Genomic DNA, 24255 nt, shown 5'->3' on the forward strand with positions numbered 1-24255 from the left:
CCACCTTCCGCGTAAGGCTAAATGCTGCTAACAAAAAGCTCCGGCGCATATCACCTGTGAAATGTAACTGATGAAACAGTGGTAAAATTACTGTTATATGCGCTGTAATTTTTCGGTTCAAAACCGGGCCGAGAAAACGAAACTTTATCGGTTTATTTTTTGATGTGAAATATGTGTGCAGGTCACGGCTTGTGGGTGTCTCGGTGGGAATTATTACAAATTTATCAATAATTTGTTTCAATTCGGGTGGTGAAAAGGAGGTTCAGAAATTTGAGTCACACACGCATGATTTTATGTGGCAATTTCGCCGATTATCTAGACATTATTTCTGTCCTTTGGCGATGAAATTTGCCCATCGAGCCGCAACTAGCTTCAAGGCTAAAGTTGGCTTTTAGTCTGAAAATACCGTCCAGGTGTTTGCCCAAACTGTTTCTTGAAAGCAGCGACAAATGCAGAGTTGGAGTCGTATCCACACTCTAAGGCCACTTTCATAACGTTATCTCCTTTTTCAAGTCGAGTCAGTGCATGTAACAGGCGTAATCGTTGCCGCCATTGCTGAAAGGTGAGTCCTGTTTCGGTTTTAAATAGACGGCTAATGCTTCGTCCGGTTAAGCCAACTTTTTGACCAAGATCGGTAATCGATTCTTGGCTGTAAGGGTGTGTCTGTAAGTACTGGCAGATCGAATGTGTACGTTTATCCATTGGCAGTGGCAGTTGAATGTGCGCATCGCGTTGCACCGTTAATTCATCTACTAATGTGTCAACCAGTCTGCTTTGCGGTGTATCGGGTTTGTAGTCAATGGGCTGCTGGCAAAAGCGTACAATCAGTTCACGACAAAGGGGAGTGATTTCACAAACAAACGCATGTTGCCAACGTTGGTCATGTAACACTTCTGTTTGAATATAGAGGCCACGCATTTCTGCCGCGCCTTGTGCAACCACCTGATGTTGCATGTTACCGGGAACCCAAACCGCAAACTGTGGGGGAGCCATGTAACACCCCTGTTTGGTATTGACACTAAGTACCCCTGTAACGGCGTAAGTGAGCTGTCCCCATGCGTGCTGGTGCCAGGGTGTAACGCTGCCTTCTTGTCCCCAACTTTCTGAGCGCGCATAAAGGGGGCGAGGTAATGAGGTTAATAAGGGTATCTGACGGGTTTGTCCTTTATTCGACATAATGTTTCTTATTATCGGTGGAAGGAAGTTGCAGCTAGCTTATGATATTGGTTAAGTTTTGCATAGAAGAATTGATGACATGCGTTTTATATCAGTGATAAAGAAAGAGTGGTTTTTGGTTGGTATGGTTGTCGCCATTTTGTTGGCAATGGTGATCCCGAATGTCGGTAAGTCTGCTGGGTTTCTTCATCTGGATGTTGTAACCAGCGCAGGTATTGCTCTGATTTTCTTCTTGCATGGTCTCGGGCTCTCTCCGAGTGCCATTAAAGCGGGTGTCAGCAATTGGCGATTACACTTGTTCGTACAGACTGCCACATTTATCGCCTATCCATTGTTATGGGTGGTGTTTGGTGATGGTTTGCATCTGCTAATGCCTAGCGCTTTGGCGTTTGGTTTTTGCTATTTGTTTGTGTTACCGAGTACGATTTCTTCGTCGGTTGCCATGACCAGTATCGCGAAAGGCAATGTACCGGGGGCGATTTTCAACGCGTCGCTGTCGAGTGTCTTAGGGGTGTTTATTACCCCATTTCTGATTCAAGTCTTTATGGGGCTTGAAGGGGTAGAAATGGATTTGATGGCAACGATCGTCTCTATTTCAACCCTACTGCTTTTACCTATGGTGATAGGACAACTACTTCGTCCTGTCTTAATTCATTTTATTGAGCGCCATAAAACAGTGGTTAACAAGGTGGATAAGGTTGTGATCTTGTTGATCGTCTTCAATGCTTTCAGTGACTCTGTTGCCGAGGGTATATGGCAGGGCTTTAGCCCAACCGCTTTGTTCATCGCCGTTGCGCTGTCATTTATCATCCTATTGGTTGCCGCACACGGTATTACGTGGAGTGCAAGTAAATGCGGTTTTAGTCGAGAAGATGAAATTGCTGCGGTTTTTTGCGGAACCAAGAAGACGCTTGCGGCAGGTGTTCCTATGGCGAAAGTGATTTTTGGCGCTGATCCTAATTTGGGGATGTTTTTATTACCCATCATGTTTTACCACCCAATTCAAATTTTCTATTGCGCGTTACTGGCTAACCGTTACGCGAGTCAAGCCGAGAAATCACACGTGCAGTCAGTGCCATAATCATGTAAATAATGTGAAACTGTTTATCTATTATTCTTTTCATCTGTGTCTAGATATATTCTATAACGATAGAGAAGATGACATTAAGGACATCAAGGAATGAGTTCGATATCAGTTTCATCACCCCAGCATCAATATCTGCGTAATGGCACATTGGTTGTGTCATTGGGTGTGGTTGTTGGGTTTATTTGCGATTATTTGTTCAATCTCACACTGAGTCGCACCTTAGAAAGTCATACTTATGGCGATTATAAGGTTGCCTACGCGTTTGCAACCACAGCCAGTGTCTTTTGCTTACTAGGTGGTGATCGCATTGCGCCTCGCTTGTTGTCTGAGAGATTGGCTCGGGGTGAAAATCAGCACGTTTGGTATTTCTTGAAGTTCTATCTGATTGTCGCGATGGTGACATCATTTACGGTGATCTTACTGACGGCAATTGGAAGCTATTTTCATCTCGGTGTGACGGATACTCAAGACCATCATCCACTGTTAAAAATGTCGTTCGTGATTCCGCTGATCGCGGTTGGGGCGTTGCTAAGTCGTATACTGCAATCAGCAAAACAGCTCGCTTGGTCTAATCTTCCTTGGCGAATCGGATTACCGCTAGCGAAAATAGGGGCCATTTGGGTGATGTTTTATAGCCTGCCATCCTTGACCCTGAGTGAGGTTATTCTTGCGGGTGCAACAACTGTTGTGGTGATTATTGCTTGGCAGTGGCACAAGATCCGTCAACTTAACTTAGTGGACGTTGAAGCGCATCATGACACTGCACCGGCAACCGAATGGTTAAAGCTCTCTATCCCTATGATGCTAGCGATGCTAGTGACAATGGTGATGAATCAAGTGGATCTGTTTATGTTGGAGGCGATGGCGACAGAGCACGAGGTTGGCGTCTTTGCTGCCGCTTCCACAACGGCACACTTTATCCCCATTATTCAAACGACGGTTGCTGGCCTGTTTTTACCATTAATTGCGCCCGCTATTGCCAATGATGGCGATGGTGGTTTTCAGTTGTTTAAAAAAGGGATGCTCTGGGTCTCTGTGGCGGTGATATTGGTTTGTGGCGTGCTGTTTTTGTCTAGTCACGTATTGTTGGGACTATTTGGTGATGACTACACTGAAGCGAACATGACCTTGTATTTATTGATTGGCGCTTATGGGATTTGGGGTGTGGCGTCGTTTTCGTCTACTTGGTTACAGTATTTAAAGCGCAGTCACCTTGTCCTAAAAATTGGTGGTGTAGCGTTGCTGGTGGATGTCGTTGCTAACCTACTCTTGATTCCACCGCTGGGTATTGAGGGAGCGGCACTGGCGACGTTATTGGCGTTAGGCAGTGCCGCATTGTTAACCTTGTTGGCAATGTTCAATGTGATGCGAGCAGGGGTGTTTACAGTGAAATCGGCGCTCAAGTAATCGGGGACACAAAGTTTGGCAGTGTCATCAACGTAGAGTCTCGGTTACTTGCGATTGACGATATGGAACCCTAAGCTTGGCGCAATTCGGCTTAACCAGTAAGCGGTATTGGATAAGCCGACACGAATTTCATCTTTGCCACGTTGCCAGCCTTTAATACTCTGTTCGGCAACGTATTCTGGCGTGAGTGCCTTGACGGTTTCGGGCAAGCCTTTCTGATGAAATGGTGTGTTGACCAGAGGGGGCATGATTTCAATGATACGAATATCTTGGTGTTTTGTTTGTTCTCGTAGACTTTGACTGAAGCTGTGTAGCCCTGCTTTTGCTGCACAATAGAAAGGGCTGCTTGATTTTGGGGCATAGACTAATCCTGTTGTCATATTGGCAATGACAGCGTTAGGGCGCGTTAATAGGTTTGGTAGCGCATGAATTGTCATCGCCATATGTGCCTCAAGATTGTCACGGAGTTCAAGTTGATAGGCTTGCCATCGTGTATCCACATCACCGTCCTCTTGGGTAGAAGCTAGATTATGATGCGCCATCCATCCTGCATTGTTGATGAGTGTATCGAATTGGGGGTAGTTGTCATTAAGCCATTTGAACAGGGTTGTACGCGCATTGTGATTACCGATATCGATTTGGTATGTCGCAATGTTGTTGCCAGCAATTTGGCGAAGTTTCTCTTTGTCCCGTCCTAATACAATCAGCTGATTTGCATCGCAAAGTCGCTTAACCAACTCACTACCAATGCCGGAACTGCCGCCGCTGATCACTATGGTTCTTCCGGTTATTTTCTCTGTTCTCATAGGTCTTTCTCCTTTGTGGTTGTGCTAACCTAACGAATGAGAAACCAGAGCACTTTAACACGGGTTAATTTGGCGGATGTTTTCGATATGGTTTCTGCAATCCCAAACGAGAGCGGATGCGAGAAAGTGATACTTCTGATATGCCAAGATACGCGGCAATATGGTAGTTGGGTATGATGGCATCCAGGTTGGGATGCGCTTCCTTGAACTGTAAGTAAGCATCTGTTGGGGAAAGGAGCAGCAGGTCGGCCTCTCTTTTTTCTTTGCGCAATGCAAGCCTCACGAGTAAACGTTCTAAGACTGTACGCCATGCGTTGGAAGACGCAGATAGCGTTTGGAGATGACGGTAGTGTAAGGAAAGACAGGTGACATCAGTGAGCGCATCACAGCCAAAGCGGCTCGGGGTTTGTGTATGTAATGAAGAGAGGCTTGAGGCAACGTCACTGCAACTGAGAAAGGACTTATTCATTCGATTCCCATCTGGCTTGATGTAGTAGTGGCACGCAATCCCCGTGACAACAAATCGCACGAGACTTAGGGTATCCCCCGCATGAAAAAGGGCCGTACCGGTTTGAAACTTTTCTTCTTTTGCGATTGCGAGTAATGCTTGCCACTCTTTTGCATTGATGGGGGAAAGCGCATTAATCGCTTGAAATAAAGGTTGGTACGGTAAGTTTACTGGTTCCATTACGTATCACGATCTATCGGCTGAGGCATTTTGTTTGATAGTGAAGCTACCTTAAGATGCTTGTTCAGCGAGAAAACCCACCCTAAGGGGCGCATCTTGAGATTGCCTGAGTATATGTCTATTCATGCTCTCGCGCAGTGATAACGCCACTAAAAATTGATGCTGTGGTATTTAGGACTAATCCCATAGGCATTTTCGTTAGGATCGCTGTCCATACAGAGAAGTAAAACGAGCCATATAGTGCCTACCGTCAGCATGAGAAAGGGCATACCCGATGTGGATTGGTTCGGTATCATCAGAAAAAGAACTGGAATTGCAATGAGCATCATCCAGTTACCGCTGTGACCGGTGTCGTGCAAGCGACGCACTAAGATGGCAAACATGGCAGGTATAGAAAGGCATAAGTAAACCGCTCCCAATATCCAGAATTGAGCCAATATCATGTAAAAAGTGAGATGAATAACACTGAACATATAAAAATCATCGCGTCGCGTACGGCCTGTGAAATGAAAGCTTTTTAGCCAAGCCATCAGATAAAGATCCATTTCAGCTCCTTGAAATGTGATTGAAGATTGCTTCCTGCAATTATTGACGAGCATTTGACTAATTTATCTATAAAATACAATCACTTCAATTGTATTTCTTGTTACTTAGTGATTTGTTTTCTAACGAGAGTGAATGATTGGATATACAGCTAAACATGCGGGCTTGTCTGGTTGTTTGGTCTTTTATGTGTGAGAATTTTGAACTTATATTTTTAGTATGAAGTACTGTCGATCTGCCCGTTTTCTGCGACATAGTATTTTATCCTCATAGCGCCTTGTGCCGCTTTTTGCAGGTCTTATTGTTTAACTGCTCAGTATCTCATATGGGTATATACTTTACGGAAGTTATTGGTGAGGAGTGGTTATGAAGGCAATGTCTAGGCAGTGGTGCAGAGCAGGGTGTTTGTTTATCTTGACGGCAGGGGCGACATTATCGGTGTCGGCGGAAAGTTTAAAGTTAACAACGGAAGATTGGCCGCCTTTTGCAATTGGTGACAACATTCACACCAATACATTGCCAGGATTTAGTATTGAGATTGTCAATACTGCGTTAGCGCGTTTGGGCTATCAGTTTAGTTACGAGCTTCAACCCTTTAAGCGACAGATTACTGCCACGATGCATGGTCAATATGATGCGATGGTCGTATTGCTTGAGTCAGATGCACCCGACTTAATTTTTCCCAAGCAGGGAATTGGATTGATACGCAACTGTTTCTTTACGCACAAAGAGACGGTTTGGTCCTATGACTCCCCGTCCTCTTTAGCATCTATTCGGTTAGGGGTCGTAAGTGGTTATACCTATGGCGAGATAGATGCACACATCGCTAATGCCAGCGATAGCATCTTTTCTGTTCAGCAAGAAGAAGGCGATCTGTTCGGTAAAATGGTTGCGCTAATGGATAGAGGCCGTGTCAGTGCCGTCATTGAAGACGAAGCCGTCTTCGGTGCTTATTTAGAAAGCATTGACCGCAAAGAAGACTTTTTAGTGGTGGGCTGTCTAGAGGGCGATATTGCGAAGATTGGTTTTTCTCCTAAGATGCGTGGTGCGACAGCGCTGGCAGAGGCATTTGATGCTGAAATGGCGGTGATGCGCCGCTCAGGAGTACTGCAAGAAATCTTGAGTAAATATCATATTGAGGATTGGGATTCGGATGAGTAAGTCGGGTTACCGATATACTCAAGCATCTTGAGGTGGCTTGAGTATAAAGACCTTTTCGCACTTCTCATCGAGAATAGTCAATGCATCGACTTGGCTATTCTTTACCGCTGTTCGATTTTTCCTTTCGTAGGCCTATTACGGCACCGTACTTGTTACTGACGCGAGAGTACTTCTTTGGTGCAGTGCTTTGAGGTCTTGAATAGCAGCGCTAAGTGATAGAAATCCCGCTTCTTATGCGAAAACGCGCGCGATTGATCGGCGGATCTTTACGCGATCTTCCGTAAAAATGGCTTGCAGCCAGTGTATCTCTGAATATACTGTATATATATACAGTTGTGAGGTGTGTGCGCTAATGCAGCGTACGCAATAGAAGCGATGCATGAGTTAATTGAACAATTACAGAATCAACATTTAGTCTGGCACGGGAGTGAGCAGCCATGTGTGAAAGCGGTTCAACAGACAGGGTATACCGTATTAGATAATCAACTCGCGGGTGGCTTTCCGCGTCATGGTGTGGTTGAAATCTGTACCTCTCTGGGTATTGGTGAGTTACGCTTATTGCAGACATTCCTCTCTAAACATCAACAGCGTCTTATTGTTTTTATTGCGCCTCCGGGACACGTGAATGCGGCATATTTGGCTTCACAAGGCATTGCAACGGAGCAGGTGGTGATTATCTATCCTACTTCGACTAATGATGCGCTATGGGCTGCGGAACAATGTTTAAAGAGTGGTGCTTGTGCTGCGGTGATGTTATGGCTTGAAAATATGGAGATACATCAAGTTAAGCGGCTACAACTCGCCAGTGAGACAGGGGATTGCCTACAGTTTTTATTCCGGCCTAAGCAAGATTATGGCATGTCACTGCCCGTCTCTCTCAGCCTCGGCCTTGCACCTCATGAGCAAGGTATTGCTGTCGAAATTAGAAAACGTAAAGGCGGATGGTCACAAGGAGAGTTTGTGGTCGATATGACAGCACAAGTGCCTGCATTGACGGTGGCGCCTCGCCATAGTGATGTTATTCCATTCCCAATCGCGCAACGGGGGTGACATGACATTATGGCTATACCTGCATTTTCCCTCACTACAGCTTGAAAGTCTGTTTGCGCAACAGCGTGGTCAGGGGGCACCTGAAGCTGACAGGTTGTTGACTGAGGCCGTGATCGTCGTTGATGGCAAGCGCCATGAAATCGTACAGATGAATAGCGCGGCTGTGGCAGCGGGCGTCAAACTGGGGATGGGGTTAGGGACTGCAGCCTCTCTGTGTCCCGATTTGCAAGTCATACCGTATGAACAAGAGAGTGAAGCACGCCGTTTAAAAGAGATAGCTCACTGGCTTTATTTAGTCACATCCGATATGGCGTTCTTCCCACCAAATGGCTTATTACTTCGTGTTACAGAGATGCTGACCCTCTATGATGGGCTGGATAATTACTGGCAACACCTCAGTGAACACCTTAATAAACTGGGTTTGACCTACACCTATTCAACGGGTTATTCCCCTTATGCGGCACGACTATTAGCGAGGTCAGGTGGCAATTGTGTTACAGAGAGCCGTGAGTGGCTGATGCAGCGTTTGAAACAACATGCGTTAGCGACGACTGAGCTACTACCAAACACCATTGAAAAACTGTCGCGGATTGGGGTGAACGATCTGCAAACGCTACTGAATCTTCCCATGGCGGAAATAGCTCGTCGATTTGATATTGAGTTGGTTAATTATGTGGGGCGTTTGACGGGACAGTTTAAACACCCCATTGATTTCTATCACCCGCCTGAGTCTTTTGAGCGCTACTTAGAGCTACTGTTTGATATTGAGAACGTACAGTGGTTGGCTCGCCCTTTGAGTCGTTTACTGAAAGAGATGGCGGCATTCTTAAAATTACGTGATTTGCTGGCACTGGAGTTAGCCGTCACGCTACATCAGCGTGATCTTCCTGAGTCTGTGGTGACCTTAACCTCGGCACAAGGTGAGTACAGTGCCGAGAAATGGTTAGCGTTATCCGCATTAACCTTAGAGTCTGTCGCATTAGATGGGCCAGTGATGGGAATCACCCTAAAAGTGGTGCGTGTGACTGAGCAACGGGGCGATGATGTCGACCTTTTTGCGGGTAAGCAAGGCACGATGATGCCTCTTGAACTGCTCTCGTTGTTGCAAGCGAAGTTGGGGGAAAATGCCGTGCAAGGGGTGGTGCTCACCGCCGATCCTCGTCCTGAATTGGCGAGCCAAGTCTGCATGCCGCTTTATACGAAGAGCAAACAAATACACGCAGCGGAGGCTTTATTGCGTCCCAGTTTTTTGTTGCCGAAACCAGAACCATTACAAGAAAAAGTCGACGTGATGCAAGGGCCTGAGCGGATCGCCACAGGTTGGTGGGACAGCCATCCGGTGGTAAGAGATTACTTTGTGGCACGGAGTGGCGAAGGGCGTTGGTTATGGATTTTCCGTAATCAGCGGCAAGAGTGGTTTGTGCACGGGATGTTCAGCTAATGCAATACGCCGAACTATTTTGTCAGACGAACTTTTCGTTTCTCGAAGGTGCTTCCCATGCCGAAGAGCTGATGTTACAGGCTGACTTCTTACGCTATTCAGCCTTAGCGATTACCGATGAATGCTCCGTCGCTGGAGTGGTAAGAGCGTGGACAGCGCAGCAAGCACATGGATTAAGCGTCAAACTGATTGTGGGTAGCTTATTTCGTCTAGACGATGAACTTGAAGTCATTCTGCTTTGCCCTAGCCGAGAGGCGTACGCAGAGTTGTGTCGAATTATCACCAATGCCCGTCGCCGGACTGAAAAAGGTGAATATCGGCTGTCCGAATGGGATCTGATGTCCGTGCGTCACTGCTTGTTTTTATGGTTGCCTACACACTGCGAGCGAGATAATCATTGGGGCGAGTGGTTACAACGTCATCATTTAGGCCGGTTGTGGATTGGCTTGCAACGACATTTAGGCCATAACGACGGCGACTATCAAGCACATTGTGAAACGCTTTCACAGTCACTTCATGTCCCGATTGCGGCGTGCGGTGGTGTGTTAATGCACAATGCCACTCGTTTGCCTTTACAGCATGTGCTGACGGCAATTAAGCATGGCGAAACTGTTGAAGCGGTGAAAGACAAGTTATTGGTGAATACGGAGCGTTGCCTTCGTTCCCGAGAAAAAATTGCCCGTTTGTTTCGTCCTGAGTGGCTCGCTGAAACCATGACGATCATGCAAAAGTGTGATTTTGAATTGAAGTCCTTAAGTTATGAATATCCTGCGGAACTGATTCCTCAAGGCATGACGCCCATGGCGCACCTGCGCGCATTAACCAAGCAAGGCGCTGCTTTTCGTTTTCCAGAAGGTGTGCCAGCTGAGATTCAAAGCACGATTGATAAAGAGCTTCGTCTGATTGAAGAGATGAACTATCCGTTCTTCTTTTTGACCATACATGACATCGTGATGTTTGCGAAGACGAAAGGGATTCTCTATCAAGGTCGAGGCTCCGCGGCAAACTCTATTGTGTGTTATTGCTTGGAAATCACCTCAGTCGATCCGAGGCAGATCTCTGTGTTGTTTGAGCGATTCATCAGTAAAGAGCGTAATGAACCGCCTGATATTGACGTGGATTTCGAGCATGAACGTCGGGAAGAAGTGATCCAATACCTGTATGAAAAGTACGGTCGTGAGCGGGCAGCACTCGCGGCAACAGTAATTTCATATCGGTTTAAAAGTGCGGTGCGGGACGTGGGTAAGGCGCTGGGTATCGCCGAGACGCAGCTCGATTACTTCATTAAGAACGTCAATCGTCGGGATCGCGGTCTAAATTGGCAGGGGCAGATAGTGGAGTTGGGCTTACAGCCAGAATCGGTGAAGGGGCAGCATTTTATTCAGCTTGTGAATGACATTATGGGGTTTCCGCGTCACTTGTCTCAGCATGTTGGGGGATTTGTGATTTCGTCCGGGCCCTTATATGAGCTGGTACCTGTTGAAAATGCCGCCATGGCCGATCGTACCGTGATTCAATGGGATAAAGATGACTTAGAAAGTTTAGGTCTGCTGAAGGTCGATGTGTTGGCATTAGGGATGCTAACAGCCATCCGTAAGTGCTTTGCTTTGGTCGAAAAATGGCATCAGCGCCGCCTCACCATTGCAGATATTACTCGCATGCAAGATGACCCTGCCGTGTATGGCATGATCCAACGTGCCGATACCATTGGCGTGTTTCAGATAGAGTCACGGGCGCAAATGAGTATGCTGCCTCGTTTACGGCCGCGCAATTATTATGACCTTGTTATACAGATTGCCATCGTGCGCCCCGGCCCCATTCAAGGGGATATGGTCCACCCCTTTTTGAAGCGCCGAAATGGAGATGAACCAATTGAATACCCATCGAAAGAAGTCGAGGCGGTATTATCTCGCACCATGGGCGTGCCGATTTTCCAAGAGCAGGTGATTAAGCTGGCCATGGTAGCCGCAGGTTTCACGGGGGGCGAAGCCGATCAGTTGCGCCGCGCCATGGCATCATGGAAAAAAAATGGCCAGCTCATGCAGTTTCGTACCAAGTTGATTTCCGGCATGCAATCACGCGGTTATGATGTCTCGTTTGCAGAGCGCATCTTTGAGCAAATATGTGGTTTTGGCGAGTACGGTTTTCCAGAGAGCCATTCCGCCTCTTTTGCTGTGCTTGCTTATACCTCCGCTTGGTTAAAACACTACTATCCCCATGCGTTTTATACATCATTGATGAACAGCCACCCGATGGGGTTCTATTCTATCTCACAACTTGTGCAAGATGCGCGACGCCATGGGATCACCGTTTTGCCAGTGTGTGTTAACCATTCGCTGTGGGACCACCAAGTGGTTGGACTCGAACAGGAGGGGGCGTCACCACCATTAGCCATCCGTTTAGGGATGCGCATTGTGAAAGGATTGAGCCAACAGGCGGCAGAAACGCTGGTGTCCCATCGCCCGACGCAAGGGTATCAACACACTGGCATGTTGAAAACGGTACCAGTCCAACGGCGTGATATTGAGTTATTGGCATCTTCAGATGCGCTTAAAGCGCTCGCAGGAGACCGCTTCAGTGCGCGCTGGTCAACCATGGATGATCTGGATGAATTACCCTTGTTTAAAGGGGTAAACGAATGCGCGCCAAGGTATCAGCATCAACCCGATCAGTTGACTACCTTGGTTGAAGACTTTGCGACAACCGGATTGAGTTTGAATTGTCACCCTATCACCTTATTAGCGGAGAGTGGCAGATTAGATCGTTTTACACGGATGCGAGATTTAAAGCATAAGGCACACAAATCCTTAGTCACTGTTGCAGGTATGGTCACGGGGAAACAATCACCGGGGACGGCTGCCGGGGTGACTTTTTTTACGTTGGAAGATGATACAGGCAACATTAATGTTGTTGTGTGGGCAGGGACAGCACGGGCGCAGAAAAAGGCGTATTTGACCGCCAAAATACTGAGAGTCAAAGGTATTTTGGAGCGAGAAGGCGAGGTTATCCACGTTATCGCGGGTCGATTGGAAGATATCAGCGGTGAACTTGCCGCGCTAAAAAGCAAATCAAGAGACTTTCATTAAAGGGATACACGCATCTTGAGGTAGCTTTATTGTAAGCTGCACACAGCGAGGCGGCTCACCTCGCTGTGTCTTTTCTCGCGCCAATTACCAATACGTGAATCGCTTTGCGAAGTTAATACTGCTGGCACTGTTGCGAATGTGCAGTGCGTGAAGCAGGCATTGCACGCTAAAGACCCGGCGATTGACGCGATCGCGCATCGGTAAGTCCATTGTTTTCTGCCATATTTCAATCACTTCATGAACGCGCAATAACTTACTTCGATCAATACTCCATTGATTTTTACCTTCGATAGGCAGTGGGCAAGGAATATGGCCTGGATACGCTTGCCATGGCGATTGCAGTGTCTGCGGGTAAGCATGGGCTAGCCAAGCAAGGTAAAACTTGTGTTTGCGCATTTCTTGAATGGGTTGACTCAGCGGGTATTGCAGTACTTTCCAAGAGTACATGGGTAAACAAAATTCCATTTGGTATTCATCAATCTCCTCAAAGGGGACGGCAAGGTGGTGATGCTGATCATTTAAGAACAAAAACAGTTGATACGCTTTATCCAGAGGGAGTGACTTCAAGGGCGCAAACGAGGCGATGAGATTATTACGTAAGTTTTGTTGCAGGTCAGATGCGCCATTGATGACAGATTTAGGCGCATAGGCATACTGTTGATCTAAATAGGCATCGACAAGGGCTTCGACATTTTCCGAGAGCGCCGCGTTATAGACGTCATCGGAGTAATAGATCATGCCGATACCGACACTACCACCATTGCCAGACCATGCCAGCTGTGGTCGGCTAATGCGATCGTATTCGCGGTGTGGGCGGCATCGCCAGTGTTTCCCAAGTTTTTGCTCTACAGAGTGACTTTGCGTGTCTCGAACGCTCACGAGGTCAAGCGGAATGCCTTGTGTTTGGGCGAATCGCTCGGCGCAATGGCTGTCTAGTGTTTTACTGGTTGAGAAGTTAAGCGCTGTGATATCCATACCTGCGCGTTGCAGCTCTGCGGCAATCACGCGAGAATCAAGACCGCCAGAGAGTGTCGTTACGACACTGGTGTCATGGTGAAGATATTTTCGGCAGGCGACCTTAAAGGCATCATCCATAAGATCGACAGCAAACTCGGTGGGATAGCGGACTTGCGCAAGTTGAACCCAATCAAAATACTCTGTCAGATGGGTGTCACCATGATGGAAATCGAGGCGTTCTCCGGGGCGCGCGCAGCGCACTTCATTATACGGCGTATGATCAAGCAGAAAGTACCCGAGCGTGGCGAATTCGGTGACACCATCAAGGTTGCGCGTGAGTGGCAGTGAGAGCTGTTTTAAGATTTTTAGTTGGGTAGAAAAAATAAGCGCGCCTTGAAAATGCATGAAATAGAAAGGGCGTAGTCCAAGGGGATCGGTGGCAAGGGTCAATCGGCCAGTCGCTTGGCAGTATGACAGGTAGCAAAACGCGCCTTCAGATTCTGACAGCGCTTGATTGAGACAGTCGCTATCACGAAGTGTGACTAAATCATCGGTTCGATTGCTACTTAACAGCGGGTGTCCAACACAGGCTGAGGTAGTTTGCCCATTCTGTAACCATGCCGTTTGCTCGTAGGCATCAAAGTCGAAATTGAAAATAGCGTGCTTGTTCGATGCACTGACACGGGTTTCATCGGTTGGAAAGCGTTGAAAATAACCGGTGAGCTCTTCGATTAGATGCTTATGGGTAATGTTCAAACCAGTATGGCTTACAATGCCAGCGATGATGCTCATGATATTGTCCTATGCGTTTTCGATAACCTTGTTCTCTCTATACGAAAAGCGTGCCATTTCTGGAAATAGAACAAATACTGCACTTAATTTATTGATTTAAAGGGCATCTGCCTAGGCTTTGTCACTGAATAGATTCCGGCGCCGTTTGCAAATATCGAATTTGCAACGCGAAAGAGATTTCACGACTGCAAGATGCGTGTCCCGCCAGTTTGAGGCGGCTTGAGTATACAACTTTGCCAACGTGACTCGCGAGATAGTGTCTGTGAGTCGATGAAGCGATCATGTCGACAGAGTTAACAACAAAGCCATGCGGTTGTCATATTTTGAGTAAAAAGCAGGTGTCCTCGTCAGTAGTCTACGTTATATGTAAACGAATTGTTGTTATTGATGGTGGCGCAAAGTGACAAAGCACGTTCTAGTTGTTGATGATGATATAGAGATCAGAGAGCTGCTTGAAGAATATCTTTCCAAGTCTGGCTATCGGGTGCTGACTGCGGGTGACGGTGTGGAGATGGCGACGCAAATGGCGGCCAATCATATCGATGCCATCTTGTTAGATGTGATGTTGCCGGGAGACGATGGCTTTAGCTTATGCCAACAGGTTCGGCGTAATTCGAATGTGCCCATTATTATGATCACCGCAGTGTCAGATGATACAGACCAGATTATCGGTCTAGAGATTGGTGCCGATGACTACATTGCCAAACCCTTTAACCCACGTCAGCTTTTAGCACGCTTAAAAGCGGTATTACGAAGAGCAAGTGTGAATGAGGTTGCCCCTGAGGTGCCAATCGCCATGGTATTTAAAGAGTGGCGATTAGAGCTGGTGACGCATACGCTAACGAATCTGGAGTCAGGAGAGCAACATGCCTTGCCCGCTGGGGATTTCAATTTATTGATGTTCTTTCTTAACAACCCCCATCAGTTGCTCGATAGAGATACGATTTCGAATGCAATAAAAGGGCGGGAATCATTGCCGTTTGAGCGCGGGATTGATGTGCAATTATCACGATTACGGCAGCGATTAGGGGATAGAGGCACGTCGTCGCAATTCATAAAAACCTTGCGGGGAACGGGGTACATGTTTATCTGCGACGTAACGCCTGAATATCGATGATACGTTTTCCTCATTCGTTGCTGGCGCGGACCTTGTTGTTCACTTTAGTGGCGGTTATCTGTGCACAACTGATCGCCACCCTAATCTGGTACTCTCAAACCAAAGAGCGCGAACTGCAAGGGTTAGAAGCGACCTCCGTCAGTATGGCGAATAACTTCGCCTCGACTGTCACCTTTTTTCAAAAGCTACCACGGGAATATCGCCATATCGTGCTAGACCAACTGCGCAATATGGGCGGTACACGTTTCTTTGTCTCCTTTAATGAGGAACTGATCGCGATTGAAGCGGTGCCCGAAACACGCTTAAAACAGATCGCGGTAAATGCGTTTGATCGTGTTTTGGATGACAAGTTACCGCGAGTGGAGGAGATTCATGTGGAATTCTCTTCTCCAGACACATTACATATTCTGAAAAACGACATTTTACTGAGTGATCTGCCACGCTCTTGGGCACATTACACCTTAAGCCTAGAGCCGATTAACCCGCCCATCTTAGTGGTGCAGATTAAGCTGGCGGCGGGAGAGTGGTTGTATATCGCGGCTTTGCTGCCTGCCCCGTATGTGACGTTAGAAGATAAGATCCTGACAACCCAGCAAGTCTGGTTCTTAATCGTCAGCACACTGTTATTGCTCGCATTTACTTCCGTGATGGTGAGGCAGCAGACGCGGCCATTACGGCGACTCGCCCGTGCAGCCAATGCACTGAGTTTGGATATCCACCAGCCGCCTTTAAAAGAAGAAGGGGCCAGTGAGCTTGTTACCGCGACACGGGCGTTCAATCGGATGCAGCAGCGTTTACGTCGCTTTATTGATGATCGAGAACGCTTGTTTTCATCCATCTCTCATGACCTTAAAACCCCGATTACCCGCTTGCGATTGCGTGCGGAACTCATCGACGATGAAGTGAAAATAACCAAGTTCAATCGAGACTTAGATGAACTGGAACTCATGGTTAAAGCGGCCCTTCAATGTGTGAAAGACACCGACTTACATGAAAACCTGACAGAAATAAATATCCATCAATTGCTAGAAAATATTGCCGAGCCACTGAATCAGCATCGACAAGCCGTGGTATTGCCTGACAATGTGTTGCCGAGTTTTGTCGGCAAACCGCTGGCATTAAAACGTTGTCTCACCAACGTGATTGAAAATGGTGTCCGATACGGAGACAAAGTTGTCGTGTCTGCTACGCCTGATGAAGAGCACTACTGGATCACTGTCTGTGACGAAGGTCCCGGTATTCCACTCTCGCAAAGAGAGAAAGTGTTTGAACCTCATTTCCGTATCGCAACCGATGAGCAAGGCCATGGCCTCGGGCTAGGCATTGCGCGAAGTATCGCCCACGCCCATGGGGGCGATCTATTCTTGGACGATAACCTCCCCAGAGGGTTAAGAGTCGTGATTAAGCTTCCCCGTGTCAGTCTCACTGCGTAGCGATGGAGCACAACCGCAAGCTTCTAGATTCTTCGCCAGATAAAACCGTACAAGGGGGGATTACTCTGCTCTGTAACAGTGTTGTTACTTTGATGTTTCCCTTTGTTACGTCACCCGTGCCTAAGCTTCGCTAAGATTCTGTTAACCCGTGCAGAGATAGGGCTTTGTGCTTCTTATTTTCCCTACATCGAGAAGCGTGCGCTATGTCCCTATGACACGGTTGACTAGAAAACTTATAGGAAGAGTTCCAATGAACATGAAACAGAGTGTCATCGCTTTATCTATTGCGCTAGCCGCACCTATTTCTCAAGCTGGTGAAGTGGAAGTGCTTCACTGGTGGACATCTGGCGGTGAAGCAAAATCCATTGGTGTATTGAAAGACATGCTAGAAGACCAGGGCCATAGCTGGAAAGACTTTGCAGTAGCGGGTGGTGGTGGCGAAAGTGCGATGACAGTATTAAAAACCCGCGCTGTTTCTGGCAATCCACCTTCAGCGGCACAAATTAAAGGACATGATATTCAAGAGTGGGGCGAACTCGGTTTTCTGACCGATCTCGATGGCGTCGCCTCAGCTGAGAAGTGGGATGCGATGTTGCCCAGTGTGGTTTCAGAGGTCATGAAACACGATGGCAAATATGTTGCAGTTCCCGTCAACGTGCATCGCGTGAACTGGCTGTGGGCAAATCCAGAGGTGTTCGAGAAAGCAGGTGCAGCCGTACCGAATAGTATTGAAGGCTTCTTTGCCGCCGCAGAGAAAATAAAAGCGGCAGGTTTGATTCCGCTCGCACATGGTGGCCAGCCTTGGCAAGATGCCACCCTATTTGAAGCCATCGCCTTAGATGTGTTGGGCTCTGAGGGATACAACAAGGCGTTTGTAGAACACGATCTTGAGGTGCTTGGTGGAGAGAAGATGGTAGAGACTTTCGAAATCTTCAAACGTATGCGCAGCTACATTGATGAAAACTCCCCTGGCCGTGACTGGAACATTGCGACCTCGATGGTGATCAATGGCGAAGCCGCGATGCAAGTGATGGGAGACTGGGCTAAAGGAGAATTTGCGGCAGCGGGTAAGAAAGCGGGTGAAGATTTTATCTGTGCCCCAGCATTCGGTACTGCAGATCAGTTTACGTTTAACATAGATAGCTTTGCCTTCTTCAAGATCAAAGAAGGCGATAATGTCACCGCACAGAAAAACCTCGCTAGCACCATTCTCACGAAAGATTTCCAAGAAGTCTTTAACCTAAATAAAGGTTCAATCCCAGTGCGCTTAGATATGTCAATGAGTGCCTTCGACAGTTGCGCAACTGCGGCAATGGACTCTTTCAAAGCGACCGCGGAAAGTGGCGATCTTGTGCCCAGTATGGCGCACGGCATGTCGACCACCAGCTATGTGCAAGGGGCGATTTTTGATGTCGTGACGAACTACTTCAATGACGATAATGCCAACCCGAACGAAGCCGTCGACAAGCTTGTTCGCGCAGTGAAGTCTGCACTTTAAGTCATTACCACTCTATACGGCACCTGTGTCTAGCGGGTGCCGTTTGTGGCAGAAGGGGATTAACGGGGGGTTAATACCAGTTGCCAATACAGCAAAAAGAGTGGTGCAAGAAATGGACGTATACTCATATATGGTCTTCCCTCTATTGGCAAGATACCAATGTCGATAAAAGGGACAGGTTGCTTTCATATATCCGGCCTATGCGTGAAGCTCGTGTGGCTTCTGGCCTTGATGACACTTCGCGCATATAGCCCTTATCAAATTAACGGTTTTGGTAAACCTTTGAGTATATCAGGGTCCCTATATGCTGGTCTTACCTGTTTTTCATCTAAACTGCTATCTACGCAATATCTGGTGTGTGACGCTTTAGTTAAATCTTTCTGTTAAACCGCCGCTGGCGCTTTATAGCTTTCTCCTCGACAGATAATGACCCACGCGATACGGATTATCTTATTCGCCAGCGCCACCACAGCCTTGTTAAAACCTCGCCTTTCAACCAGCCGCAATATCCATTGACTAAGCCTGTCTGTTTTGCCATCGGCTCGACTCACAACCGCTCTTGCACCATGAACCACGAATGACCTTAACTGCTGATTCCCTCGCTTTGTAATGCCAAGCAATACCTCTCGACCTCCCGTGCTAAATTGCTTGGGCACTAAACCTAAGGCTGCTGACGCATCACGCCCTCGTTTAAATTGCTCACCACTTCCCATCCAGGCTCTTAAGGAAAAACTCACCACGGGACCAATACCTGGCACTTTTATCAAACGCTGACAAACGTCTTTTTGCTTCACTTTTTCGGCCAACCTTTCGTCGTACCACTGTAGCTCTTCGTCAAGCCTTTCGAGTTGTGTGTATTGCCTGAATAAAAGCGCTCGAAATTCGTCGGTTAAGCCGTTCTCAACATCTTCTAGAATAAAAGGCAGCGATTTACGCAATACCTGACTTCCTCTCGCCAGCACTACCCCATACTCCGCCAGCAACCCTCTCACATGATTGATTAAGCGCTTTCTGTCACTACTCACGTGTTGACGCATGAGCAAAAAAGTTTGGTCGTCTTGCTGCGCTAGGGATTTGACCGCAACGGGGCGAATCGCACCGTGCTGACACGCTTCTGCGATGGCCTTTGCATCGTTATAGTCATTCTTTTGGCCTCGTAAATAGCCTTTCACATGCTGAGCGGGAAGTAATACAACAGAGTGCCCTAGCTGGCCTATTTTTCGTCCCCAGTAATGCGCTGTACCGCATGCTTCCATCGCAATGACACAAGTCTCTAGCTTCGAGAGATAGCCAATGAGCTGTTGTCGATTTAATTTCTTTCTCTCAACTTGCTTACCCTGTTTGTCCAACATGATGAAGTAAAAAGTATTCTTTGCTAAATCGATACCAATGGTTTTACACTTATTCATGGTCTTCCCTCGTTTTTAGATAGGCGATTTATCAACGCTATCTTGGCACATTGCGATGCCGATTAGTGCGAGGGAAGACCATTACATCAAGCAACGTGCGTTTGCTTGAATACAAAAGGGATTGGCAATGGAGCACACTATGTCAACGTCGATAAGTAAAAGCCAGCCTAAAAAACGCTTTGCTGATCGCCTTCAACACTGGCTGCCGAAGATCGTTCTCGCGCCCACCATGGTGATGACCGTGGTGTGTATTTACGGGTTTATTTTCTGGACAGCCGCACTCTCGATGACGAACTCACGATTTTTACCCAGCTTCAATTTTACGGGATTCTCCCAATATGCAAAGCTGATGGAAAATGATCGTTGGCTCACCTCATTGAGCAACCTTGCGATATTCGGCTTCCTGTTTATTGCCATTGTGATCATGCTAGGTGTGTCGTTGGCGATCTTTTTGGATCAAAACATCCGTCAAGAGGGCGCAATCCGTACCATTTATCTCTATCCGATGGCGTTGAGTTTTATTGTCACGGGAACCGCTTGGAAATGGATTTTAAATCCCGGACTAGGGCTAGAAAAGCTGATGCATGACTGGGGGTTCACAGGATTTGAGTTTGATTGGTTAGTGAACTCAGAGATGTCGGTTTACACCTTGGTGATCGCCGGTGTGTGGCAGTCATCGGGTTTTGTGATGGCGATGTTTCTTGCTGGGTTGCGTGGAATAGACGATTCCATCATCAAAGCGGCACAAATAGATGGTGCATCACTCCCCGTGATCTATTGGAAGATCATTCTACCTTGTTTGCGACCTGTGTTTTTTAGTGCGGTCATCATTACGTCCCATATCGCGATTAAGAGCTTTGACTTGGTCACCGCATTAACATCGGGTGGGCCGGGCTATTCATCGGATTTACCTGCACTCTTTATGTATGCCCACTCCTTTACCCGAGGCCAAATAGGGCTAGGAGCGGCCAGTGCAATGATGATGCTAGGCGGAGTGCTGGCTATCTTGGTGCCATACCTCTATTCAGAGCTGCGGGAGAAAAAGTCATGAAGACATTACCTTGGCAACGTATGGCGTTGTACAGCTTATTGGTGCTGTTCTGTTTCTTTTATCTGATGCCGCTTGTGGTAATGGTACTGACTTCATTTAAAACCTTGCCGGATATCAAAGCGGGTAACTTGATTTCCCTCCCTGAAGTTTGGGTGTTAGATGCATGGTCAAAAGCTTGGTCATCGGCGTGTACCGGGGTGAAGTGTGAAGGCATTCAGGGCTATTTCTGGAACTCATTCCAGATGGTCATTCCGGCAGTCGCCATATCAACCTTGTTAGGGGCGTTTAACGGCTACGTGATCAGCAAATGGAAGTTTAAGGGCTCAGATCTCTTCTTTAGCCTGCTGCTGTTTGGCTGTTTCATTCCTTTTCAAGTGATTTTATTACCGATGGCGTCTCTGCTCGGCAAGATGGGACTGGCCAACACAACAGCAGGACTGGTGCTGGTGCATGTGATTTACGGTGCAGCATTTACCACCCTCTTTTTCAGAAACTTCTACGTAGGTATTCCCGATGAGTTAGTGAAAGCGGCAAAGCTGGATGGGGCGGGATTCTTTACGATTTTCTTTCGCATCATGCTGCCGCTCTCCGTGCCCATCATCATGGTGACGGTGATTTGGCAGTTCACCTCTATTTGGAATGACTTTCTGTTCGGCGTGGTCTACTCCGGATCGGAGACACAGCCCATCACAGTGGCACTTAACAACCTTGTGAATACCAGTACTGGGGTGAAGGAGTACAACGTAGATATGGCAGCAGCGATCATTGCGGCATTGCCTACGCTGGTTGTTTACGTCTTGGCTGGAAAGTATTTTGTGCGCGGTTTAACCGCTGGCTCAGTGAAAGGATAAACCGATGGCAACATTACAATTAAAAGAGATACGTAAAACCTACCCGAAAGCGACGGTGGAAACGTTGAAAGGGATCGATATCAGTATTGATTCCGGTGAGTTTCTCATCCTCGTTGGGCCATCCGGTTGCGGTAAGTCAACCTTGATGAACACGATAGCGGGGTTGGAAAACATTTCTGATGGCGAGATCCTTATCGACGGTAACGATGTTGCAAATGTTGAACCTAAGGATAGAGATATTGCGATGGTGTTTCAGTCGTATGCGCTGTACCCCAATATGACGGTGTATAACAACATCGCTTTTGGGCTAAAGATACGCAAAATGCCCAATGAGGAGATTGACCGTGAGGTGAATCGCGTCGCTGAAATGTTGCAGATAGATCAACTATTGCATCGCAAACCGTCACAATTATCTGGTGGTCAACGCCAGCGGGTAGCGATGGGGCGGGCATTGGCTCGCCAACCTAAGCTGTTTCTGTTTGATGAGCCTTTATCAAACCTCGATGCCAAGTTGCGCGTTGAGATGCGAACCCAAATTAAGCGCTTGCACCAGCAACTTAAAACGACCATCGTTTATGTCACTCACGACCAAATTGAGGCCATGACGTTAGCAGACCGCATTGCGGTGATGAAGGATGGTGAACTCCAGCAACTTGGCACGCCGAGAGAGATCTACAGTCAGCCAAGCAACATGTTTGTGGCAGGGTTTATGGGCTCGCCATCAATGAATTTCATCTATGCACGTGTGGATCTTGATGGTCAAGACAAACCGATCGCGCAGTTGATTGTTGATGATAAGGTGTACCGTTTACCGCTGCCTGCGGCGTTACGGCCAAAAGATGGGCAAGAAATTGTTATTGGGTTGCGGCCGGAAAACATTACCGAGCAGTCAACTGAGAAAAGCGAAGTGAAAATCCCACTGAAGCTGGAAGTGCTGGAGCCGACAGGCCCGGACACGTTGGCGATGGTGAAGGTGAATGGTAAGGAAGTCGCTTGCCGTTTATCACCAGAGCTAGATGTGAAAGTAGGAGAAACAGCCGATCTTCATTTTGATCTCTCTAAAGCCGTGTTTTTTGACCCGACCACGACCGATCGCTTGGCGGTGTGAGTCAATGATGCATGAGCGGTAGTGGTTTGATCGCCAAAGCTAACAGCAGTGGAGCCCATGTTCCACTGCTGTTTTATTTAGGAAAAGATTAAAGGCTGTCAGCGTTAATGACGGTATAAGGTGTATCAAATAGCGCTGGATAGTCTTCATCCGGGAAGGTATCAAGTAACGCGAGATAGTCCCGATACAGTTCGGCGAATTTTTCTGGGTGAGATGCGCGTAAATCCTGTTGCTGAGAGACATCATCCGCTAGGTTAAACAACATTAATTGCTGCTCTTCCATGGGGAGTTCTCGGTTGTTACGTCTTTCGCCTGCAATCTTGTGTTGGTCATTCCAGGTAATGACCCAATCTCCTTTGCGATAGGCGATGTCATGAACATAACGGAAGAACATCCACTCATGAGGGCGCGCGGTATTCTCACCTTTTAGGAAGGGAATGAGGTCGACACCGTCATAAGGGTGTTGAGGACCGTCGTCTGTGAGGTGACGCGTGATGGTGGGCGCGATATCTAATGACATCACCGGCTTCTCATATTTTAATCCGGCGGGCACTTCGTTTGGCCAATGGAGAATGTAAGGAACACGAATACCGCCCTCATAACTGTCCCCTTTAAATCCTCTTAAGTCAGCGGGATTCCCGGCATGGTTAGTGGTATTCACTCTTCGCATTCGGGTTTGATAGCCGTTATCAGACAAGAAAATGACCGCAGTATTGTCTGTGATATCGTGTCGCTCTAGCGCCGACATCACCGCGCCAACACCATCGTCGACCGCCAGCATCATGGCTGAAAGGATGCGACGAAAGCGGGTTTCAAACTGGCCATCAAAGTGGGCGTCAACGCGATCAAAGTATGACTGTGGTGCTTCCCAAGGGGCATGCGGCGCATTGTAGGCTAAATATAAAAAGAACGGCTCATCGTGATGGCGGTCAATAAAGTCAACGGCCTCTTGAGAAAATACCTCTGTCAGGTAATCACCTTGCTGGTATTCGACAATCTCTGCATTGCGCTGTATTGGCCATTCATTGGGGCGACCTGTGTATTCGGTGCGCGCCATGGAATATTTGTGTCCACCCCCAAGGAAGCCATAAAAGTAATCAAAATTACGGTTCCAAGGCTTAAACGCGTCGTCATGCATACCGAGATGCCATTTACCGATCGCGCCAGTGGTGTAACCCGCATGCTTGAACCTATCTTGTAGCATTTCATGGTTTAGGGGGAAGCCACGTTGAGAGTGGGCACCAAAATTGCCCCAGATACCAAGACGATCTTGGTAGCGACCAGATATCAGTCCAGAACGCGATGGACCGCAGACGGATGAGGTCATATAACCTTGCGAAAAGTGTGTGCCACCCGCCGCGAGTTTATCGAGATTTGGGCTAAGAATATCGTCTGAGCCCATAAACCCAAGTTCATCATAGCCAAGGTCGTCAACCAGAATGATGATGACATTTGGCGATACGGGGCTGGCTTCAGCAATAAATGGCGAGAGTAGGGGGCAAAGCATGACCCCTAACGCAGTAGACTTGTTCATAGTGACTCCTAATAGAAACGTTTCTATTTTGATGATCACGGTTGTTTCAGCAAGGCAGTA

The 24255-nt window shown here is 47.5% G+C and carries 19 protein-coding genes; 12 read left to right on the forward strand and 7 right to left on the reverse strand.

Annotated features, from left to right (window positions below):
- Positions 1-378: 378 nt before the first annotated feature.
- The gene (locus TSUB_RS19925) at positions 379-1176 is read right to left on the reverse strand and encodes an AraC family transcriptional regulator (protein ID WP_087016289.1); all 798 of its coding nucleotides are present in this window, start codon (positions 1174-1176) and stop codon (positions 379-381) included.
- Between the two features lie 79 nt (positions 1177-1255).
- On the opposite strand from TSUB_RS19925, the gene TSUB_RS19930 reads away from it, so the two are divergent.
- Both TSUB_RS19930 and TSUB_RS19935 read left to right on the forward strand, forming a co-directional pair.
- Positions 1256-2257 carry a bile acid:sodium symporter family protein gene (locus TSUB_RS19930; RefSeq protein WP_087016287.1) on the forward strand — a complete coding sequence of 334 codons (1002 nt, stop codon included), beginning with the start codon at positions 1256-1258 and terminating at the stop codon, positions 2255-2257.
- Between the two features lie 99 nt (positions 2258-2356).
- The gene (locus tag TSUB_RS19935) at positions 2357-3670 is read left to right on the forward strand and encodes an oligosaccharide flippase family protein (protein ID WP_087016285.1); all 1314 of its coding nucleotides are present in this window, start codon (positions 2357-2359) and stop codon (positions 3668-3670) included.
- 44 nt (positions 3671-3714) lie between these two features.
- Here TSUB_RS19935 and TSUB_RS19940 read toward each other — a convergent pair whose 3' ends face one another.
- From TSUB_RS19940 to TSUB_RS19950, 3 genes are all read right to left on the reverse strand, one after another.
- Positions 3715-4476: an SDR family NAD(P)-dependent oxidoreductase gene (locus TSUB_RS19940; protein WP_087016283.1), complete on the reverse strand. Its 762-nt coding sequence runs from the start codon at positions 4474-4476 to the stop codon at positions 3715-3717.
- A gap of 64 nt (positions 4477-4540) precedes the next feature.
- Positions 4541-5164, reverse strand: a complete 624-nt coding sequence (locus TSUB_RS19945) for a Crp/Fnr family transcriptional regulator (protein ID WP_087016281.1) — start codon at positions 5162-5164, stop codon at positions 4541-4543.
- A gap of 149 nt (positions 5165-5313) precedes the next feature.
- Complete coding sequence (locus TSUB_RS19950; RefSeq protein ID WP_159064747.1) at positions 5314-5709, reverse strand: DUF805 domain-containing protein; 396 nt, start codon at positions 5707-5709, stop codon at positions 5314-5316.
- Positions 5710-6073: 364 nt separating this feature from the next.
- Between TSUB_RS19950 and TSUB_RS19955 the strand changes: the two genes are divergently transcribed.
- From TSUB_RS19955 to TSUB_RS19970, 4 genes are all read left to right on the forward strand, one after another.
- Complete coding sequence (locus tag TSUB_RS19955) at positions 6074-6868, forward strand: substrate-binding periplasmic protein (RefSeq protein ID WP_087016278.1); 795 nt, start codon at positions 6074-6076, stop codon at positions 6866-6868.
- A 375-nt stretch (positions 6869-7243) separates the two neighbouring features.
- Positions 7244-7918: a translesion DNA synthesis-associated protein ImuA gene (gene imuA, locus TSUB_RS19960; protein ID WP_087016276.1), complete on the forward strand. Its 675-nt coding sequence runs from the start codon at positions 7244-7246 to the stop codon at positions 7916-7918.
- Position 7919: 1 nt separating this feature from the next.
- Entirely contained in the window at positions 7920-9359 is a 1440-nt protein-coding gene (locus tag TSUB_RS19965; RefSeq protein WP_087016274.1) for a Y-family DNA polymerase, read from the forward strand.
- Entirely contained in the window at positions 9359-12445 is a 3087-nt protein-coding gene (locus TSUB_RS19970; protein WP_087016272.1) for an error-prone DNA polymerase, read from the forward strand. Before TSUB_RS19965 ends, TSUB_RS19970 begins: the two co-directional genes overlap by 1 nt.
- 84 nt (positions 12446-12529) lie before the next feature.
- Here the strand turns inward: TSUB_RS19970 and TSUB_RS19975 are convergent, their stop codons facing one another.
- The gene (locus TSUB_RS19975) at positions 12530-14194 is read right to left on the reverse strand and encodes an asparagine synthase-related protein (protein ID WP_087016270.1); all 1665 of its coding nucleotides are present in this window, start codon (positions 14192-14194) and stop codon (positions 12530-12532) included.
- Between the two features lie 400 nt (positions 14195-14594).
- On the opposite strand from TSUB_RS19975, the gene TSUB_RS19980 reads away from it, so the two are divergent.
- From TSUB_RS19980 to TSUB_RS19990, 3 genes are all read left to right on the forward strand, one after another.
- Positions 14595-15311, forward strand: a complete 717-nt coding sequence (locus TSUB_RS19980; protein WP_087016268.1) for a response regulator — start codon at positions 14595-14597, stop codon at positions 15309-15311.
- Positions 15308-16744 carry an ATP-binding protein gene (locus TSUB_RS19985; RefSeq protein WP_087016266.1) on the forward strand — a complete coding sequence of 479 codons (1437 nt, stop codon included), beginning with the start codon at positions 15308-15310 and terminating at the stop codon, positions 16742-16744. The genes TSUB_RS19980 and TSUB_RS19985 overlap by 4 nt, the downstream gene beginning before the upstream one ends.
- Positions 16745-16994: 250 nt before the next feature.
- Positions 16995-18242, forward strand: a complete 1248-nt coding sequence (locus tag TSUB_RS19990; RefSeq protein WP_087016264.1) for an ABC transporter substrate-binding protein — start codon at positions 16995-16997, stop codon at positions 18240-18242.
- 383 nt (positions 18243-18625) lie between these two features.
- On the opposite strand, the gene TSUB_RS19995 is transcribed toward TSUB_RS19990, so the two are convergent.
- A complete protein-coding gene (locus TSUB_RS19995) occupies positions 18626-19651 on the reverse strand; it encodes an IS110 family RNA-guided transposase (protein WP_221274520.1) in 1026 nt (341 codons plus the stop codon).
- Positions 19652-19778: 127 nt separating this feature from the next.
- Between TSUB_RS19995 and TSUB_RS20000 the strand changes: the two genes are divergently transcribed.
- Genes TSUB_RS20000 through TSUB_RS20010 form a run of 3 tightly spaced genes read left to right on the forward strand, consistent with a single transcriptional unit; the run spans position 19779 to position 22661 of the window.
- On the forward strand, positions 19779-20702 hold the full coding sequence (locus TSUB_RS20000; protein WP_087016262.1) for a carbohydrate ABC transporter permease: 924 nt from the start codon (positions 19779-19781) through the stop codon (positions 20700-20702).
- Positions 20699-21553 carry a carbohydrate ABC transporter permease gene (locus TSUB_RS20005; RefSeq protein WP_087016260.1) on the forward strand — a complete coding sequence of 285 codons (855 nt, stop codon included), beginning with the start codon at positions 20699-20701 and terminating at the stop codon, positions 21551-21553. Before TSUB_RS20000 ends, TSUB_RS20005 begins: the two co-directional genes overlap by 4 nt.
- A gap of 4 nt (positions 21554-21557) precedes the next feature.
- Positions 21558-22661 (forward strand): ABC transporter ATP-binding protein, encoded by a 1104-nt coding sequence (locus tag TSUB_RS20010; RefSeq protein WP_087016258.1) that lies wholly within the window; start codon positions 21558-21560, stop codon positions 22659-22661.
- Between the two features lie 88 nt (positions 22662-22749).
- On the opposite strand, the gene TSUB_RS20015 is transcribed toward TSUB_RS20010, so the two are convergent.
- Positions 22750-24195 (reverse strand): sulfatase-like hydrolase/transferase, encoded by a 1446-nt coding sequence (locus TSUB_RS20015; protein WP_087016257.1) that lies wholly within the window; start codon positions 24193-24195, stop codon positions 22750-22752.
- Between the last annotated feature and the right edge of the window lie 60 nt (positions 24196-24255).

It is taken from the genome of Thaumasiovibrio subtropicus (assembly GCF_019703835.1).
Classification (GTDB): domain Bacteria; phylum Pseudomonadota; class Gammaproteobacteria; order Enterobacterales; family Vibrionaceae; genus Thaumasiovibrio; species Thaumasiovibrio subtropicus.

Coding starts and splice junctions, on each gene's coding strand:
- TSUB_RS19965 (WP_087016274.1), top strand. CDS start 7,920: ATGACATTATGGCTATACCTGCATTTTCCCTCACTACAGCTTGAAAGT.
- TSUB_RS20015 (WP_087016257.1), bottom strand. CDS start 24,195: ATGAACAAGTCTACTGCGTTAGGGGTCATGCTTTGCCCCCTACTCTCG.
- TSUB_RS19950 (WP_159064747.1), bottom strand. CDS start 5,709: ATGGATCTTTATCTGATGGCTTGGCTAAAAAGCTTTCATTTCACAGGC.
- TSUB_RS19990 (WP_087016264.1), top strand. CDS start 16,995: ATGAACATGAAACAGAGTGTCATCGCTTTATCTATTGCGCTAGCCGCA.
- TSUB_RS19995 (WP_221274520.1), bottom strand. CDS start 19,651: ATGAATAAGTGTAAAACCATTGGTATCGATTTAGCAAAGAATACTTTT.
- TSUB_RS20005 (WP_087016260.1), top strand. CDS start 20,699: ATGAAGACATTACCTTGGCAACGTATGGCGTTGTACAGCTTATTGGTG.
- TSUB_RS19970 (WP_087016272.1), top strand. CDS start 9,359: ATGCAATACGCCGAACTATTTTGTCAGACGAACTTTTCGTTTCTCGAA.
- TSUB_RS19925 (WP_087016289.1), bottom strand. CDS start 1,176: ATGTCGAATAAAGGACAAACCCGTCAGATACCCTTATTAACCTCATTA.
- imuA (WP_087016276.1), top strand. CDS start 7,244: ATGCATGAGTTAATTGAACAATTACAGAATCAACATTTAGTCTGGCAC.
- TSUB_RS19985 (WP_087016266.1), top strand. CDS start 15,308: ATGATACGTTTTCCTCATTCGTTGCTGGCGCGGACCTTGTTGTTCACT.
- TSUB_RS19975 (WP_087016270.1), bottom strand. CDS start 14,194: ATGAGCATCATCGCTGGCATTGTAAGCCATACTGGTTTGAACATTACC.
- TSUB_RS19945 (WP_087016281.1), bottom strand. CDS start 5,164: ATGGAACCAGTAAACTTACCGTACCAACCTTTATTTCAAGCGATTAAT.
- TSUB_RS20000 (WP_087016262.1), top strand. CDS start 19,779: ATGGAGCACACTATGTCAACGTCGATAAGTAAAAGCCAGCCTAAAAAA.
- TSUB_RS19930 (WP_087016287.1), top strand. CDS start 1,256: ATGCGTTTTATATCAGTGATAAAGAAAGAGTGGTTTTTGGTTGGTATG.
- TSUB_RS20010 (WP_087016258.1), top strand. CDS start 21,558: ATGGCAACATTACAATTAAAAGAGATACGTAAAACCTACCCGAAAGCG.
- TSUB_RS19935 (WP_087016285.1), top strand. CDS start 2,357: ATGAGTTCGATATCAGTTTCATCACCCCAGCATCAATATCTGCGTAAT.
- TSUB_RS19955 (WP_087016278.1), top strand. CDS start 6,074: ATGAAGGCAATGTCTAGGCAGTGGTGCAGAGCAGGGTGTTTGTTTATC.
- TSUB_RS19940 (WP_087016283.1), bottom strand. CDS start 4,476: ATGAGAACAGAGAAAATAACCGGAAGAACCATAGTGATCAGCGGCGGC.